Source organism: Bacillus sp. T17B1 (genome assembly GCF_026796395.1).
Classification (GTDB): Bacteria; Bacillota; Bacilli; order Bacillales; family Bacillaceae; genus Bacillus; species Bacillus spizizenii_A.
The window spans coordinates 82,943-100,309 of record NZ_JALAYA010000006.1 but is presented as its reverse complement, the minus strand read 5'-3'; the positions used below and the strand labels follow the sequence as shown (position 1 = coordinate 100,309).

Here is a 17,367-nt window from a genome sequence, read left to right as displayed (position 1 = left end):
AAGCTGTGCGGGCAACATTAGCTATAAAGGTGACAAGCCACAAAATGGCTGGGAGCAGCTTCTTTAAATTCTGGTATTTGTTCCTTGCATATCGGTTTTGCAACAGGACATCTTGTGTGGAAAACACAGCCTTTTGGCGGATTGGCCGGACTCGGCAGTTCTCCCTTCAGGACGATGCGTTCACGTTTGACAGATCCTTTTTTTCTTGTAACCGGAACGGATGATAAAAGTGCTTGGGTGTATGGATGTAGCGGATTGTCGTAAAGCTCATGCTTGCCGGTCAGTTCCATCATTTTGCCAAGATACATCACTCCGACTCTGTCGCTGATATGGCGGACGACACTTAAATCGTGAGAGATAAATAGATACGTCAGATTAAATTCTTCCTGCAATTCTTCCATTAAGTTAATCACTTGGGCCTGAATGGATACATCAAGTGCGGAAACGGGTTCATCTGCAATGATCAGCTCTGGATTCAAAGTGAGCGCTCTGGCGATGCCGATCCGCTGACGCTGGCCGCCGGAAAATTCATGGGGATAACGGCTGGCAAACGACGGGTGAAGGCCTACTCTCGCAAGCAATTCTTCGACTTTCTCGTTTCGTTCACGCATCGTATACATGTGGTGCGTATTAAACGGCTCCTTTATGATGGAACGCAGCGTCTTTCTTGGATTCAAAGAGGCAAATGGATCTTGGAAAACCATTTGAATATTTTTGCGGACACTTTTCCGCAGCTTCTCCTCTGACAGATTGGATATATCCTGCCCTTTAAAAAGGATTTGGCCTTCTGTCGGTTTGTACAGCCTGATCATCGTCCTGCCGGCAGTCGATTTCCCGCAGCCTGACTCTCCAACAATTCCGAGTGTTTCTCCTTTTTTTAATGAAAGTGAAACACCGTCCACCGCTTTCACATCGCCTACTTTTCTTTGAAAAAGGCCTGAGCGGATCGGGAAGTATTTTTTTACGTCACGAAGCTCTAAGATTGTTTCTTGATTAGCTGCTGTCATGATTGTTCGGCACCCTCTTCCTCATATAAAAAGCATCTGACCGTTCTTCCGCTTTTGTGCGTCAAAAGCGCAGGCTGATTTGTCCAGCATTTATCCATGGCTTTCGGGCACCTTGGGGCAAACCGGCACCCCGGCGGCAGATTATCTGGTGTCGGCACGCTGCCTTTAATCGCATTTAATTTATCAATCTCTCCATCTATGACGGGAATCGACGTAAGCAGTCCTTCTGTGTAAGGATGAAGCGGCTCTAAAAATAAGTCGTCAACGGTGGCGTTTTCTACGACTTGTCCGCAGTACATGACAATCACTCTATCGGCTGCTTCCGATACGACACCTAAGTCGTGTGTGATGAGAAGAATCGACGTGTTGAACTTCTGGCAGAGATCTTTCATGAGCTCCAGCACCTGGGCTTGTATTGTCACATCCAGCGCTGTCGTCGGTTCATCGGCAATGAGCAGTTTAGGATTACAGCTGAGTGCGATGGCAATCATCACCCTCTGTCTCATTCCGCCGGACAGCCGGTGCGGGTACTCTTTCATTATTTGCTCGGCCCGGGAGAAACCGACCATCTGCAAGAGTTCAACAGCTTTTTGGCGAGCTTCTTTTTTCTTCATGTTTTTATGGTAAATCAGCACTTCGGTAATTTGTTCTCCGATCGTTAACACCGGATTAAGGGAGGTCATTGGTTCTTGAAAGATCATGGATACTTCGTTTCCGCGGATTTTGCAATAGTCATTTTCAGTGAATGAGGTGAGGTCCTTGTCTTCGAGTTTAATCGTACCGTCCATGATTTTTCCGCCTGAGCTTTGGACAAGGCCCATAATTGATAAAGAAGTAATGCTTTTTCCCGAGCCTGATTCACCTACAAGCGCGACGGTTTCGCCTTTGCTGATGTGAAAATCGACTCCGTCAACGGCAGGGATCGGCTCCTTTTTCCTGAAAAAATAAGTCTTTAAATTATTCACTTCTAAAAGTGTGCTCATGCTAGCTCTCCTTCCCCCTCTTGTTGTCAAACATTTTCAAGAGAAAGCAATTCCTTTATTCAGAAATAATAAATAATATTGAATTATCGAAAAATTTTATAGTTGTATATTATTACAATCATTTTGCAAAATCAAGAATTTTTTAGGATAAATGTAATATTATTAACGAAGTTCCATTATTTTATTCTTTTAAAGCGTTGCATTCAAAAAGGTTTCTGCAGGAATGGGCAGCCCGTCTGCCGTGTTTGCTTTGTTGACCGTTAAATACTTTTTCACAATATTGAATCCGACGGCGTATCCAAGCATTTTGGGCTGATATCCTTTACCGTATAACAGCTGTGAGAATAATCGATTGTCCCGTTTGATATCCTGATGGGGCGCAATCTTTTTTTCATATAAAGCCTGCAGCTGCTCCGGGGTATACCAAGACGTCCATTCAGCCGTTTGACTTCGGCCGAACCTCTCATAAACAGCATATTCTGCCAGCCCTTCCATGATGATTGTATCAAGTAATGTGACATCCTTTTCCTCTTTTGTCAGATGATCTAACCGGCAAACGTGATGATATTCATGCGTCATCAGAGCAGACACCGATGCGAGATCTAAATTTGACGAGAGAAAGAGAAACACTTTGTCTTGAAAGGCGAGTCCTGATTTTGATCCGAATTCTAAACGAATTCTCTTGTTTTGTTCATCAACCGGCAGTGTGACAATTGGCACATCAGGACCATGCCATTTGTTTTTGAGGTACTGTTCTTCCTTTTGAATATGCTCGTAAAAACCTTTATCTTTCAGCTTGGCAGCAGACTGAATGCCCTCTTTTATGTTTTTAAACATCCCGTGATGCTGGAGATGCCCCAGAATGCCTTTCCAGTTCTTTTTCTCCGCACCTGAAAAAAGCGGGACGATGTAATGGGCCAGATCATCTATTGAAGCAGCCTTCCCGAGCCAGCTATATGTTTGTTCCACACTCATGTAATCGCCTCCTCTTTTTATCCTATGCGCACAAAAAAAACCGGCTACCCTTTAGGGGCAGCCGGTTTGGCGTGATTATGCTTGGTATTTCTTAAAGATTAATGTTGCATTGTGTCCGCCGAATCCCAATGAGTTGCTGAGAACATAATTGAGGTCCTGTCTGCGGGCTTCATCTGGCACATAATCTAAATCGCATTCTTCGTCTGGTGTTTGAATATTGATTGTCGGCGGAATCACACCTTCTTTAATGGCAAGGATAGAGAAAATCGCTTCAATACCGCCAGCTGCTCCTAAGAGGTGGCCTGTCATCGATTTTGTAGAGCTTACCGCAAGTTTATGCGCATGCTCGCCGAATACGGTTTTAATCGCCATAGTTTCGTATTTGTCGTTGTAATACGTGCTTGTGCCGTGAGCATTGATATAATCAATTTCTTCAGGCACAATTCCCGCATCTTTAATGGCTTCTTGCATCGCTCTCGCTCCGCCTTCACCGTCTTGGGCAGGTGCTGTGATATGATAAGCGTCTCCCGTTGAGCCGTAACCAACGATTTCTCCATAAATTTTGGCCCCGCGTGCAAGTGCATGCTCAAGTTCTTCAAGAACGATAATACCTGCTCCTTCACCCATGACAAAGCCATCACGGTTTTTATCGAACGGGCGGCTTGCTGTTTTCGGGTCTGGATTAGTAGACAGCGCTTTGTTGGCACTGAAGCCCGCGAATGACATTCTTGTCAGCGGCGCTTCTGTTCCACCTGTGATCATAGCGTCTGCATCCCCGCGCTGAATGACTTTAAACGCGTCACCGATAGAATTCGTTCCTGTTGCACATGCTGTAACCGTACAAGAGTTAACCCCTTTTGCTCCTAATGCAATCGAAATCTGGCCTGTCGCCATATCAGGAATCATCATTGGCACGAAAAACGGGCTAACACGTCTTGGTCCTTTTGTTAAGAAGATTTCAAATTGAGACTCTAGTGTTTCGAGTCCTCCGATACCGGAGCCTACCCACACACCGACTCTTGGCGCAATCTCATCGGTAATGTTAAGATTAGCGTCTTCAACCGCCATTTTTGCAGCTACAACCGCATATTGTGTAAAACGGTCCATTTTTCTGGCTTCTTTTTTATCCATATAATCTTCAACATTGAAGTCTTTCAATTCAGCGGCAACTTTTGCCGGATATTCTTCAGCATCAACACGAGTGATCGGACCGATTCCGGATACACCGTTGATTGCGTTATTCCAGCTTGTATCGACATCGTTGCCAAGCGGAGACAATGCTCCGAGCCCTGTAACAACTACTCTTTTTTTACTCATCTTGTGTGCACCTCTCACCTTTTTTTATCGGCCCCAGCGTATTGCAATGGCGCCCCAAGTTAATCCTCCGCCGAATCCTACCATGACGACCACATCGCCATCTTTGATTTTACCGGCTTCCAATTCTTCTACGAGAGAAATCGGAATGGATGCGGCAGAAGTATTTCCATATTTATGAACGGTTTTAGACATCTTTTCGACAGGAAGCTCCAAACGCTCACGTGCAGCTTCCATGATGCGGATGTTCGCCTGATGCGGAATCAAAAAGTCGACGTCTTCTTTTGAGAGTCCGGCTTTTTCGATGACATTAACACATGATTCTCCCATTTGGCGGACTGCAAATTTAAAAACTTCTCGTCCATTCATGATTGTATGTCGTTTTTCATCGAGATACAAGTGCTGACCGCCTGTGCCGTCTGCTCCAAGTTCAAATGATAGGATCCCTCTGTCATCACTGACTGGTCCGACTACCGCAGCGCCGGCTCCGTCACCAAACAGAACGGCTGTGTTGCGGTCTTCCCAGTCTGTAATGCTCGAGAGCTTTTCTACACCGACAACAAGGACATGTTTGTACGTTCCGGCTTCAATAAATTGTTTACCGGTGACAACCCCGTACATAAAGCCCGCACAAGCCGCGCTGATATCCATAGCGCACGCTTTCTTCGCGCCGAGCTGTTCTTGAATCATACAAGAGACCGTAGGAAATGACTGATCAGGTGTAACAGTTGCAACCAGGATCATATCCAGGTCCTCAGCAGCCACCTCGGCTTGTTCGAGCGCTTGTTTTGCGGCTGCAACAGCCATATGTGATGAAAAGACGTCGTCTGCGGCAATTCTTCTTTCTTCTATTCCTGTTCTAGTACGAATCCACTCGTCAGAAGTTTCAACCATTTTTTCAAGATCATGATTTGTTAAAACCTTCTCAGGGATATAACGTCCCACTCCAAGTATTCCAGCTTTCATAAGGGAAGACTCCTTTATATAGTAAATTTAGAAGATCAATCAGGTTGTGATCAATTATTAGTATCAGGTACTAATTCTATCCTATTTTTTTTCACATGGCAATATATTCGTCTAAACTATCAGTTCATCTTACTCATACAGTATGGTATATGGAAAAGGAGGCGTATACAGTGGATATATTTTCAAAGATGATGTTCGGCGATAACGCAAAACAAAACCCAGAGAAGGAAGAAGTGGAGGAGGAGGTTTCCCGTACAAACAAAGAAGAGACGATTGATTACATGTATATTATGAACCAAATCGGTTCGATTATGAACTCTATCGATCAAATTAAGCCCGCTCTCAAAGAGCTCGCGCCTATGGTTACCGCTATTAAAAAGAAAATCAAGTGAAAAGCCACTTTCGAAAAAGTGGCTTCTTTTTATTCGGTTTCAGATTTTGCGTCAGACTTGCCAAGCTCATAAGCTTCCGCCATTACCGTTGTAAATAAATTCATAAACGGCTGTAAGGCCTCCATCGACAGCTCAATGCCTGATTTTTCAAGCTGTTCTTTCGCTTCAGGCAGATACTTTATGGCAATTTGCAAGAACTCAAGTGATTTTTCGTGCTGCATGTAACGTCACTCCATTACTCGTTTTTTGGCAGTTCGCCTGTTTTGTTGTACGTTTTGATCAGCTTGGCGATTCTTTGCTGAAAGTCTTTATCGACAAGCGGGCTGAATGTTCCCATTTCAACAACCCCCGTTTTGAGGTCGTAGTAATGATCGCCGCCTTCGAGGGTGCCTTTATTGAATTGCTCAGCGATGATTTCATAAGCCTTGTCCACATTTTGCACCGTGCTGGTTAAAACGGTATTCTCGCCGAGATCCGATTGATCTGTGACGTAACCGATGGCATAAAGGCCGTCTTTTTTGATTTGCTGAATGACAGGAACATTATACCCATCTCCGGCGGGATACACAACATCTGCGCCTTCGTTCTTCATTTTCTGATAAAGCTTTACTGCTGTCGTATCATCATCCCAATGATCCGTATATTTTGTGTTTACTTCTATATCCGGATTTTCATATTTGGCCCCTTTGATAAAACCGTCAACCTCGGGCTGCCACGTAAAAGAAGCAATCACGCCGACTTGATTCGTTTTCGACATATGGGCAGCTGTCATTCCTCCAAAGAAACCCATTGCTTCGCCACTAAAATGGACACTCGTCACATTATCAGCTTTTGCTTTAGCATTAGAAATGACGAATTCCATATCAGGATAATCTTCGCTGACCAAGTTAAACACCTCTCCGTATTCACTCCCATGGCCATAGAGAAGATTAACGCCCCGCTTATGAAAATCCTCAATCGCATTTATAATATCTTCATCTGTTTTAATGCCTTCTTTATAGTAGACATCCACATTGTATTTTGATTGTATATTCAGTAATCCTTTATACCCTTTTGTGCCCCATACGAGGTCATTAATCGTATCAGGAAAGAGCATGCCGACCTTCTCAATTTTTCCTTTAAACGGAGTTTGTCCACAACCGCTTAATAAAAGGAGGACAGAAAAGATCATGACAAGCCTTGTGATCAAGTCATGTTCAACTCCTTTTGACAAGCTATAACATGTATCATTTTTATACGTTTATTGTATCTAGAAAACTCAAAACATGGAAGGTGTTTCTTAATATTTGTCGAAAATTGATGAAAATTGTCTTTTCCACTCGGAAATTTTTGCTTTTGCTTCTTCTTTTGAGGTTTTTTCTGTGACTAGCAAATCAAAAAACTGATCTTTGCTGTCGCGGCTTGATTTAATCAGAAATCTCAGCAGCTCGTCAGCCACATCGTCTGTGTAATAGCCGTCTACCTCAATTTCTTCTTTCCAGGGCCCATACATTTTCGGCAGAATCACCGTTTTTTCTGAACCCTTCTTATCACGCTTCTCCCATTTTTTTCGGTCTTGTTCATATATTAATATATAAGGGGAATCAAATTGGTCTAAAGGCAAAAAGCCGCCGAACTGGATACAAATTGTATCATATTTTTGCTCTCCAATGCGTTCAAGCTGGCGAAAGAGTCCATTTCTCCCAAGCCACATGAGTCTTTCTTCTAAGTACATTTGTCTCGTTTCATCTTTTGTTTCCGCCAGAACGACGTCAACATGTATGCCTTCATTCATCATTCGCTCGCATAATGAAAGGCCGAAAAATTCGTCCGCACCTACAATCAGCGTTGACTCCATTGCATCTGCATCCCTTCCGGTTTTTCTTTACCCAAAGCAAAAAACAGCCTCCGCAAAAGGGAAGGCTGTTGTTATTGTATTCTTTATAACTCTTTTTCATGACTGTGAAAGAATTTGCAGATTGATGCATAAATTCTGCTTGGATGCTCAAATAAGTGAAATGTTATGTCAACCGGTGACCCTTGCTTTTGCTGTTTTCCCTTGAATACTTCGGCATGTACGCTGTACGGATAGGGAGCTCCGGTCATTCGCTGCCATATATGAACCGGCACGCCGCTCGGATAGCTTTCAATGGTTTTGTAACGAAGCACTTCCGCTTCTTTTTCAGAAATTCCGTAGCTTTCTGATACTTCTTTTAAAAATTGCTTATAGAAAAATTTATTTTCTTTCTCTGATTCATAATGTGCCTGAAGATCGAGACAAGGATTCAACATGGCGGCTGAGCGGATATGATCCGGGGAAAAACGAAGCAGTTCATCGGCCACGAGAGCACCCATGCCTTCTGCTAAAATATGAATCTTCGGATTGAGAATTTCCTGCTTCAGCACGGAATGTATCAGCTGTTTGGCATAGGCGACCGCTTTTTCCGCACCCCAATGCCTTCCGAACAGATTGCTGTTAAAAAGAGTATATCCTTCATTCCTCAGCATGTTTAGAAGCTGATTTCTGCCGTAATGTTGAAGCCAAAAGCTTGAATGATTCCCGACAAAGTGGGTTCTGTCTCCCAAGATAAAGATGCCGAAGCCGTTCGGGCGATAGGGCAGATGAATGACATTATGCTCCGTTCCCAATTGAAAGTACCTTTCCGTTATTCCCATCGCTTGCCCGCCTCCTTTCACACTTCATCTCACGCTATCTTATGTAAAAAGAAAAGAAACGAATAAGGTAAAGTCCTAGCCTTTTACAGTTTTGGCTAATATACTGATTGATGTTTTTATATTTTACCATTAAAGTGTGACGAATTAGACTTTTTTGTCACCTCACTTTCTGCTAAAATTTGATTCCCCCTTCGCTTTTTGTATGGTATGATAACTTTTAGAATAGAATGAGAAGGACGAGGTGGAAACGTGCGATATATTATTGCCTTTATTTGGACGTTCCTTTTATCACATATGGCATGCTACTTGATTGCCAGCATGAACAGTGCTGCGTATAACTTCACAACATCATCTGTCATTGCTGTTGTGCTGTATGTCTTAATCATGGTTTTAGCCGAAATCATGCCTATGAACAAAAATGCAAGCCAGCATTAAATAGCCAAAAACCCAAAACTATAAATGTTTTGGGTTTTTTCTTGATCACGGCTTTCTTTTATATGTCCACAGCCGATTGTGATTTGATGTTTCGGGGAACATTTCTCCTGCTGACAGATGGATCTTTTGAGGATTTTTAACCATGCTTCCCGTCTCGCCGATTTCTACATAGATACCGTTATTAGGCGCTTTCTGCCCGGGCCGGAATTGATGCTGCTGTCCCACTATTTTTCCTCCTTATCCTTTTTGCTGTAGTATGCGCCTAAGCAGCTGTGAATATGTTGCCATCAAAAAAACTGCTGAGTCAGGCTCAGCAGTTTTTTGATTATTCCCCTTTGTATAAAATGGCCTTCAGCAATGCTTTTTGCACATGAAGACGGTTTTCCGCCTGCTGGAATACTGCAGAATTTGGCCCGTCAATAATCTCCGCAGTCACTTCTTCCTCACGGTGCGCAGGGAGGCAATGTAAAAATGTATAGTCAGGCTTGGCATGGCTGACAAGCGCCGCATTCACCTGATAAGGTGCAAAGACAGCGAGACGCTCTTGCTCTTCCGCTTCCTGTCCCATGCTTGTAAATACATCAGAATAAATCACGTCCGCCTCCTTTACAGCTTCAACCGGGTCAGCTGTAAGCGTGATAGAAGCGCCCGATTGAAGTGCAAATGTTTTTGCCGCTTCAACTGCTTCGTCTAACACTTCGTATCCCTTTGGAGAAGCGATCGAGATATCACAGCCCATTTTTGCGCATCCGATCATTAATGAGTGCGCCACGTTATTACCGTCACCGATATACGCGACTTTTACGCCTTTAAGCTTCCCTTTCACTTCCTTAATCGTCAAAAGATCCGCTAGCGCCTGGCATGGATGGTATTTATCAGTTAGTCCGTTGATGACCGGAATGTCAGCTTCTTTGGCAAGTTCCTCGACCTTTTCATGCTCAAAGGTCCGAATCATGATGGCGTCCACATAGCCAGACAGCACTTTTGCCGTATCAGCGACAGTCTCACCGCGCCCCAGTTGCAGATCTTTTTGGCTTAAGAAGAGGGCGCTCCCGCCCAGCTGCGCCATGCCGGCTTCAAATGAAACACGGGTCCGCGTGGATGATTTTTCAAAGATCATCGCCAAGGTTTTGCCTTGGAAAATAGGCTGGATTTTGTTTTGTTTCAGCTCACCGGCTTCTGTAAGCAGGGCGTTTATATCCTGTTCACTAAGATCCTTTAACGTTAATAAGTCTTTTCCGTATAAACTGGTTTGCGTCACTGTGTGCATGATGCCACTTCCTTTTTATAGAGATCTTTGAGAGATACAGGCTGCGGATGGCCTGAACCGCTTTGTAAAAACGCCCGCACGGTTTCTTCTTCAGTAAAGACGTTGATGCCATGCGTCATAGCTTCCAAACGTTCTTTACGCGCTTCTTCAGAGCCGCTTAAATTGACGTGGAGCGCTTTTCCTTCCTGTTCCATCCATGAGGCAAATGTCCCTTCATGAACCGTAAAACCGGCGTTTTCTGCTAACTCCTTCACATCGTCCGGCCCGTTTTGCAAATAAATGCTTCCTTTTTGATTCCACACACGTGTATAGATTTTTTTCAAGGCGCTGTCGGCATCATATGCAACACACATGCCTTCTCCCGTTGATTTCATTTCCGGTCCAAGCTTGACATCCACATCCTGAATCGCATGAGAAGAAAAAACAGGGAACTTCACGGCAAACCCATGATGATTCTGAACTGCCGGTTTTAGATCTTTTAATGACGCACCTGCCAGCAGACGTGTGGCGAGCGGGATCATCGGAACGCCCATTACTTTGCTGACAACAGGAACCGTGCGGCTCGCTCTCGGGTTCACTTCAAGAACAAGAATGTTTCCATTGTCGATCACAAATTGGATGTTCATGATGCCTTTAAATGAAAGCTTTCGGGCAATTTTTTTCGCGGCATCTTTTATGCCCTGCTGCAGCTCGCTTGTGATGGACGGTCCGGGAAGGATGGCAAAGCTGTCTCCCGAGTGGACACCTGCCCGTTCAATATGCTCGGTATATGTTGGAATAAAGACATCCTTACCATCGGAAATCAAATCAATTTCGACTTCCTTTCCCGACACATACTGATCAATTAAAATCGGGTACGGCATGCTGTCCTCACCGTTCAGCAGCTGAGAAAGCTGGGCTTGCGAGTCAACAATGATCATGCCCATTCCGCCGATGACGTAAGATGGACGGATGAGCACCGGATAGCCGATCTCATCTGCCTTTTCAACGGCCTCTTCTTTTGTATATGCGATTTCTCCTTTTGCGTGGTTCAATTCAAGCTCATCTAGAAGCTGATAGAATTGATCCCGATCCTCTAACACGTCGAGCGTTTCAAATGAGGTGCCGAGAAGGGTAATGCCGGCTTTTTCAAGCATTTTTGCAGCATTGATCGCGGTTTGGCCGCCAAATTGCACGATTGCAAAATCAATATTTTCCTGCTCCGCCACGTTTAAAATGTGCTCCGTTGTCATCGGTTCAAAATATAGGCGGTCCGCAATTTCATAATCGGTGCTGACCGTTTCCGGGTTATTGTTGATCATGATGGTTTCGAATCCAAGCTCTTGCAGTGTCAGCACGCCGTGAACAGCACTGTAATCAAATTCAACGCCTTGGCCAATCCGAATCGGGCCTGATCCGATAATCAGCGCTCGTTTTTTCTCTTTACGGCTGATGTCCCCATCGGTCTCTCCAAAATATGTGGAGTAAAAGTAGTTTGTTTTCGCATCAAACTCAGCCGCGCACGTATCTACAATTTTGAAAGAAGGCGTAATGCCCATCTCCTTGCGAAGCGTACGCACCTCTTCTTCTGTTTTGCCGATCAGTGTGGCAATCGTTGCGTCTGATAGTCCCTTTTCCTTGGCTTTTTTCAATAATTCAAAAGAGAGATCGCTTCCCGCTTCCATCATGCGGTTTTCCAGTTTGATGATGTTGTCAAAGGTATGCAGGAAAAACGGATCAATTTTTGTTTTTTCATGAATGTCATCAATCCGCACGCTGCGGCTTAATAGCTCCATGACAACGAAAAATCTGCGGTCGTCCGGAGTGACCGCCAACTCCCATAGCGCTTCAATCGACAACCCGCTGAGCTCTGGAAGGTGCGTACCGATATTTTTCAGTTCGAGGGACGCGGCGGCCTTTTGTATCGCCGCTTCTAAATTACGTTCAATCGCCATTACTTCACCGGTGGCTTTCATTTTTGTGCCGAGCTTGCGGTCTGCGTTTTTAAATTTATCAAACGGCCAGCGCGGAAATTTGACGATGACATAGTCCAGTGCAGGTTCAAAGCTTGCGTAAGTCGAGCCTGTGAGCGGATTTTTCAGTTCATCAAGGGTATATCCGACTGCCAGTTTTGCAGCCATCTTCGCAATCGGGTAGCCTGTTGCTTTAGACGCGAGAGCCGATGACCGGCTTACACGCGGATTGACTTCAATGACATAGTATTGTTTGCTGAATGGATCAAGCGCGAATTGAATGTTGCAGCCGCCTACAACATCAAGTGCTGAGATGATCGTCAGACTAGCCGTCCGCAGCATTTGATAGTCTTCATCTGTCAATGTTTGTGACGGCGCCACAACGATAGAGTCCCCTGTATGCACACCGACCGGATCGATGTTTTCCATGTTACATACGGTGATGCATGTGTTATTGCTGTCACGCATGACTTCGTATTCAATTTCTTTAAAGCCGGCAATGCTTTTTTCTACAAGGCATTGATTAATCGGGCTTGCTAATAGCGCCTGCTTAATCATGGCGGTAAAGGCTTCTTTATTAGGAGCGATTCCTCCGCCCTTTCCGCCTAATGTGTAAGCAGGTCTGATAATAACAGGAAAACCGATGGATTCCGCAAAACGGAGGGCGTCGGTCTCGTTATCAACAATTTCACTCTCCGGCACGGGCTGATTCAATTCGTTCATTAACGAACGGAATTTTTCCCGATCTTCACCTTTTTGTATCGTTTCGACGGATGTGCCGAGCAATTTGACGCCGTGCTCTTTTAAAACACCCGTTTCTTCAAGCTCCACCGCTAAATTTAACGCGGTCTGCCCGCCTAAATTGGCAAGAAGGCCATCCGGCTGTTCTTTCTTAATGATGGCTGTCAGGCTTTCTGCTGTCAGCGGCTCAAAATAAATTTCATCAGCGAAGGCTTCATCGGTCATAATGGTCGCCGGATTGTTGTTGACGAGGATCACCCGATAGCCCTCCTCCTTCAGCGCGATGCACCCTTGAGTGCCTGAATAATCAAATTCTGCCGCCTGCCCGATGATGATCGGGCCTGAGCCGATTACTAATATGCTTGAAATACTGGTGTCTTTAGGCATGCGCGATTTCTCTCCTTGCTGGTATCACATTCTTTACATAATCATCAAAAATCCATTCGCTTTCCGCCGGTCCGGGATGGGCTTCCGGGTGGAATTGAACACTCATGACAGGCAGTTTTTTATGGGAAAGCCCTTCAACTGACGTATCATTGACATGATGAAACCTGATCGTGAGCTCTTCTTTATTAATGGACTGTTCATCAACCACATAGCTGTGGTTTTGGCTTGTCATGAAGACGCGTTTTGTTTCACGGTCGATGACCGGATGATTTGCACCCCTGTGTCCGAATGGCAGCTTGAATGTATTCCCTCCAAACGCGAGCGCGATCAGCTGATGGCCAAGACAGATGCCAAGAGTCGGATAACGGCTGACAATGCTTTTGATCTTCCCTAAATACGGCTTAATGGCTTTTGGGTCTCCAGGTCCGTTCGATAACACAATGCCGTCCGGCTTTATATCGTAGACAGCTTCCATTTGCTGATACGGCACCACGGTGACCTTGCATCCTCGTTTGACAAGTGATGACGCGATGGATTTTTTATAGCCGAAATCGATGAGTGCGATATGTTTATTTCCGGCACCGAATGTGCTGATTTCCTGTGCGGAAGCCAGTTCTGCCACGTTCTCTGGCTGAAGGGAGATTTCAGCTGCTTCTTTAGAGGCTGTGACAGTCGCACCCATCGTTCCGTTTGCACGGATTTTTTTCACGACTGCCCTCGTATCAACATGGGTCAACAATGGAATATTCCATTTCTGTAAATACTCCTTGAGGCTGTATACCGCTTCATGATGAGAAAAATGATCACACGCCTCGTAGACAACCGCGGCTTTTACTTGCGGTTTCTTGCTTTCAAAATCCTTTTCATTAATGCCGTAGTTGCCAATCAGCGGATAGGTAAATACGATAATCTGCCCTTTATATGATGGATCTGTCAGCACTTCCTGGTAGCCTGTCATTCCTGTAAAAAAAACAGCTTCTCCCCTGCAGTTTTCATGACTGTCCAGCTCGCCGCTGAACACTGTTCCATCTTCTAACACTAAATAACCTTCCATCTCACAGCCCACCTCTTGATGAATAATTAATTATAAAAATGAATTTTTATACTTTTAAACCGAAAAAAAATTACTGGTTTACAGCAGAATGATGAGTGATTGCCTGTTTCAGCTTGCTGACAGCTTCTGCTATTTCATCCTTTGTTACGGTGAGCGGCGGCAGCAGCCGAATGACGTTCGGGCCGGCCGGCAACACAAGCAAGCCTAATGTCTGCAATTCAGTAATGATGTCAGCAACAGGCCCATCACACTCAATTCCAAGCATTAATCCTTGACCGCGGATTTGTTTGATAAACGGGCTCTTTAGCTCAGCCTCGAGCTGTCCCTTTAAAAACGCCCCTTTGCCAGCAGCCTCTTGCAAAAAGTCAGGCTCGAATACAATTTGTAATGTGGCATTTACAGCAGCCATCGCCAGCATATTTCCTCCGAAAGTCGTTCCGTGAGAACCAGGGGTAAACGCTTCTCCGAGCTGTTTCTTTCCGATGACAGCGCCAACTGGAAAACCATTTCCCAATCCTTTTGCGACTGTGATAATATCCGGTGAAAGTCCGAAATGCTCGTATGCGAAGCCCTTTCCCGTCCGTCCGATGCCGGTCTGGATTTCATCAACGATCAGAAGAGCTTGCTTTTCCTTACAAAACGACTGTACGGCTGTTAAAAATTCAGCGCTTGCCGGATTGACTCCGCCTTCTCCCTGCACTGTCTCAAGCATCACCGCGGCAATGCCGTCTTCCTCCCCAAGAGCCTCAAAAGCGGAAGGTTCGTTGTATGGCAGGTAGTGAAAACCTTCCAGCATCGGGCCAAAGCCTGTTTTGATTTTTTCCTGTCCGGTCGCAGCCATCCCTGCATACGTGCGGCCATGGAATGACTGTAGGAAAGTGATGATTTTCGTTTTCCCAGTTGCTTTTCGGGCGAGCTTTATCGCGCCTTCATTTGCTTCCGCACCGCTGTTGCAGAAAAAGACAAGATCCCCCGCACTGTGCGCCGCCAGTTTTTGTGCCGCTTGCTCCTGGAGACTGTTTTGAAACAAGTTGGATACGTGCCATACGCTGTCGAGCTGTTTTTTGATTGCTTCTGTAACCGTTTCATGGCAGTGGCCTAGGTTAGATACCGCAATCCCCTGAATAAAGTCCAGGTAGGTTTTGCCGTTTTGATCCTCAACGTACGTTCCCTTTGCTTTTTTGATGTCAATATCCCAGCGGCCGTAGGTTTGAAACAAGCTGCTCATGAAACAGCCTCCTTTGCTTTAACAATTTTTGTTCCTTGAAAGGTTTGTTCTGTGAAGAATGATCCTTTACCGTTTACGATCATGACTTCAGACACCTGATCCGATAAAGCTGACAAGGCTGAATTGACCTTCGGAATCATCCCCCCTGTGATCACTTCCTGCTTGATCAGCATTTGAACCTCCTCAGGGGTCAGGACGTCAAGACGCTGCTTTTCTTTCATGATCCCATCGACATCAGTGACAAACATCAGCTTATCTGCTTCAAGCGCTCCGGCGACTGCGGAAGCAGCCAGATCAGCATTCACATTCAGCGTCTTGCAGTCTCTCGTCATAGACAGCGGCGCGATAACAGGAATGATGCCCTTTTCCATCAACGCGTTTACCATGGATGCATCAACCTTTTTGATTTCTCCGACTTCCCCGTATGTTTCCGAATCGAGATAATCTGCCTCCAAAAGACCGCCATCCTTACCAGAGATGCCAGCAGCACACAGTCCGTGTTTGGCAAGCTCAGCAACGAAAAATTTATTCACAGAACCCGATAAAACCATCTCCGCCACTTCTAACACTGGCTTCGTTGTTTTCCGCTGTCCTCCCGAAAACTCTGTTTTGATATTTAACCGTTTCAGCATATTTGTGATTTCCGGGCCGCCGCCGTGAACGATTGCCAGTTTCCATCCCGACGCCATTAATTCTTTCAGATTATCAAAAAATTCCTCAGACAGCTCACGAATGACACTTCCCCCGCATTTAAAAACGATTGTTTTCTTCATTGTGCTCCCCTTTATTACGTGCGATAGCTCGCGTTAATTTTGATATAGTCATAGGTCAGGTCGCAGCCCCACGCTCTTCCGTTCCCCACACCTTCATCCATCTTGATGACAATGGTGATTTTATCTCCTTTAAGATATTCCTTGGCAAGAGATTCAGAGAATGGCTGAGGTTCGTTATGTTTGAACAGGCATTGGCCCCCAAGATATACCTCAACTTCTTCTGCCGTCACCTGAGCTGCGCTGTGCCCGATGGCTCCGATGATGCGTCCCCAGTTGGCATCTGTTCCGTAGACTGCCGTTTTTACGAGATTCGACCCGACAATTTTTTTGGCAATCACGTTTGCATCAAGATTGTTTTTCGCACCCTGCACTTGGGCTTCAATTAGTTTTGTCGCGCCTTCTCCGTCTCTGGCAATCTCTTTAGCCAAATCCTCGCAAGTAAGCAAGAGTGCTTTTTTAAAGACCGGCCATTCTGGATGATCTTCCGTCAGGCACTCGTTTTCCGCGCAGCCGTTTGCCATGACCAAAACCATATCGTTCGTGGATGTTTCACCGTCAACTGTGATTTGGTTAAATGAAACGTCAGTGATGTCACGCAGCGCCTTTTGCAGCGCTTTTTCTTCGATTGCTGCATCTGTTGTGACAAACCCCAGCATCGTGGCCATGTTCGGGTGAATCATTCCCGAGCCTTTAGCCGCTCCGCCGATCGTGACTGTTTTGCCGCCGATTGTCAGCTCATAGCACGTCTGCTTGATCACTGTATCGGTTGTTAATATCGCTTCCTCAAAATCCCCTGAACCCGCAGGTGTTTGTTTCAGCAGCTCGATGCCTGCCTGAATTTTTTCCATGTCTAAATGTTCGCCAATGACGCCTGTAGATGAAACAGCGACAAGCTCCGGCTCAATGCCAAGCTGTGAAGCAAGACTCTCCCGCATTGTGTATGCGTCCTTTATGCCCTGTTCTCCCGTGCAGGCATTGGCAATCGCGCTGTTGACGATAACGGCTTTCAACGCTGCCCCCTGCTTTAAGCTGTCTTGTGTGACTTTGATCGGGGCGGCCTGAAAGTGGCTCTGGGTATAAACGGCTGCACTTACGGCCGGTGTCTCGCTGATAATGACGCCGAGATCTTTTTTCGAGTAGCGCAGCCCGCAATGCACGCCCTTTGCCTGAAACCCTTTTGGCGAGGATACATCCCCTGTTACTTTTACAATTTGATCTTCACTTAACTGAATCAT

Annotated in this window: 18 protein-coding genes; 2 read left to right on the top strand and 16 right to left on the bottom strand. The window is 45.4% G+C overall.

Annotated elements, in window-relative coordinates; translation table 11 throughout:
* Positions 1 to 17: 17 nt before the first annotated feature.
* From appF to fabH, 5 genes are all read right to left on the bottom strand, one after another.
* Entirely contained in the window at positions 18 to 1,007 is a 990-nt protein-coding gene (gene appF, locus MOF34_RS04080; RefSeq protein WP_268398664.1) for an oligopeptide ABC transporter ATP-binding protein AppF, read from the bottom strand.
* The gene (gene appD / locus MOF34_RS04075) at positions 1,004 to 1,990 is read right to left on the bottom strand and encodes an oligopeptide ABC transporter ATP-binding protein AppD (RefSeq protein ID WP_268398662.1); all 987 of its coding nucleotides are present in this window, start codon (positions 1,988 to 1,990) and stop codon (positions 1,004 to 1,006) included. Before appD ends, appF begins: the two co-directional genes overlap by 4 nt.
* 189 nt (positions 1,991 to 2,179) lie before the next feature.
* Positions 2,180 to 2,965 (bottom strand): DUF2268 domain-containing protein, encoded by a 786-nt coding sequence (locus MOF34_RS04070; RefSeq protein ID WP_268398657.1) that lies wholly within the window; start codon positions 2,963 to 2,965, stop codon positions 2,180 to 2,182.
* A 75-nt stretch (positions 2,966 to 3,040) separates the two neighbouring features.
* A complete protein-coding gene (fabF, locus tag MOF34_RS04065) occupies positions 3,041 to 4,282 on the bottom strand; it encodes a beta-ketoacyl-ACP synthase II (RefSeq protein ID WP_268398655.1) in 1,242 nt (413 codons plus the stop codon).
* A gap of 24 nt (positions 4,283 to 4,306) precedes the next feature.
* The gene (gene fabH, locus MOF34_RS04060; protein ID WP_019713955.1) at positions 4,307 to 5,245 is read right to left on the bottom strand and encodes a beta-ketoacyl-ACP synthase III; all 939 of its coding nucleotides are present in this window, start codon (positions 5,243 to 5,245) and stop codon (positions 4,307 to 4,309) included.
* A gap of 170 nt (positions 5,246 to 5,415) precedes the next feature.
* Here fabH and MOF34_RS04055 point away from each other — a divergent pair, with 170 nt between their 5' ends.
* A complete protein-coding gene (locus MOF34_RS04055) occupies positions 5,416 to 5,637 on the top strand; it encodes a hypothetical protein (protein WP_019713954.1) in 222 nt (73 codons plus the stop codon).
* Positions 5,638 to 5,666: 29 nt separating this feature from the next.
* Here MOF34_RS04055 and comZ read toward each other — a convergent pair whose 3' ends face one another.
* The 4 genes from comZ to MOF34_RS04035 form a co-directional block, all read right to left on the bottom strand.
* Positions 5,667 to 5,858 (bottom strand): ComG operon transcriptional repressor ComZ, encoded by a 192-nt coding sequence (gene comZ / locus MOF34_RS04050; protein WP_268398654.1) that lies wholly within the window; start codon positions 5,856 to 5,858, stop codon positions 5,667 to 5,669.
* Between the two features lie 14 nt (positions 5,859 to 5,872).
* Complete coding sequence (gene med / locus MOF34_RS04045; protein WP_268398651.1) at positions 5,873 to 6,826, bottom strand: transcriptional regulator Med; 954 nt, start codon at positions 6,824 to 6,826, stop codon at positions 5,873 to 5,875.
* 90 nt (positions 6,827 to 6,916) lie between these two features.
* Complete coding sequence (locus MOF34_RS04040; RefSeq protein WP_268398648.1) at positions 6,917 to 7,474, bottom strand: hypothetical protein; 558 nt, start codon at positions 7,472 to 7,474, stop codon at positions 6,917 to 6,919.
* An 83-nt stretch (positions 7,475 to 7,557) separates the two neighbouring features.
* Entirely contained in the window at positions 7,558 to 8,292 is a 735-nt protein-coding gene (locus tag MOF34_RS04035; protein WP_019713950.1) for a hypothetical protein, read from the bottom strand.
* Between the two features lie 249 nt (positions 8,293 to 8,541).
* Between MOF34_RS04035 and MOF34_RS04030 the strand changes: the two genes are divergently transcribed.
* A complete protein-coding gene (locus MOF34_RS04030) occupies positions 8,542 to 8,727 on the top strand; it encodes a YjzD family protein (RefSeq protein WP_019713949.1) in 186 nt (61 codons plus the stop codon).
* A 45-nt stretch (positions 8,728 to 8,772) separates the two neighbouring features.
* Here the strand turns inward: MOF34_RS04030 and MOF34_RS04025 are convergent, their stop codons facing one another.
* From MOF34_RS04025 to argJ, 7 genes are all read right to left on the bottom strand, one after another.
* Positions 8,773 to 8,952, bottom strand: a complete 180-nt coding sequence (locus MOF34_RS04025; protein ID WP_010329358.1) for a YjzC family protein — start codon at positions 8,950 to 8,952, stop codon at positions 8,773 to 8,775.
* Between the two features lie 100 nt (positions 8,953 to 9,052).
* Positions 9,053 to 9,997, bottom strand: coding sequence for an ornithine carbamoyltransferase (argF, locus tag MOF34_RS04020; protein ID WP_268398636.1), 945 nt, complete (start codon positions 9,995 to 9,997; stop codon positions 9,053 to 9,055).
* Positions 9,985 to 13,077, bottom strand: coding sequence for a carbamoyl phosphate synthase large subunit (locus MOF34_RS04015; protein ID WP_268398635.1), 3,093 nt, complete (start codon positions 13,075 to 13,077; stop codon positions 9,985 to 9,987). Before MOF34_RS04015 ends, argF begins: the two co-directional genes overlap by 13 nt.
* Positions 13,070 to 14,131, bottom strand: a complete 1,062-nt coding sequence (locus MOF34_RS04010) for a carbamoyl phosphate synthase small subunit (RefSeq protein ID WP_268398633.1) — start codon at positions 14,129 to 14,131, stop codon at positions 13,070 to 13,072. Before MOF34_RS04010 ends, MOF34_RS04015 begins: the two co-directional genes overlap by 8 nt.
* Before the next feature lie 70 nt (positions 14,132 to 14,201).
* Positions 14,202 to 15,359, bottom strand: a complete 1,158-nt coding sequence (locus tag MOF34_RS04005; protein ID WP_019713946.1) for an acetylornithine transaminase — start codon at positions 15,357 to 15,359, stop codon at positions 14,202 to 14,204.
* Positions 15,356 to 16,132, bottom strand: a complete 777-nt coding sequence (gene argB, locus MOF34_RS04000) for an acetylglutamate kinase (RefSeq protein ID WP_268398631.1) — start codon at positions 16,130 to 16,132, stop codon at positions 15,356 to 15,358. Before argB ends, MOF34_RS04005 begins: the two co-directional genes overlap by 4 nt.
* Positions 16,133 to 16,146: 14 nt before the next feature.
* Positions 16,147 to 17,367: a bifunctional ornithine acetyltransferase/N-acetylglutamate synthase gene (gene argJ, locus MOF34_RS03995; RefSeq protein WP_268398630.1), complete on the bottom strand. Its 1,221-nt coding sequence runs from the start codon at positions 17,365 to 17,367 to the stop codon at positions 16,147 to 16,149.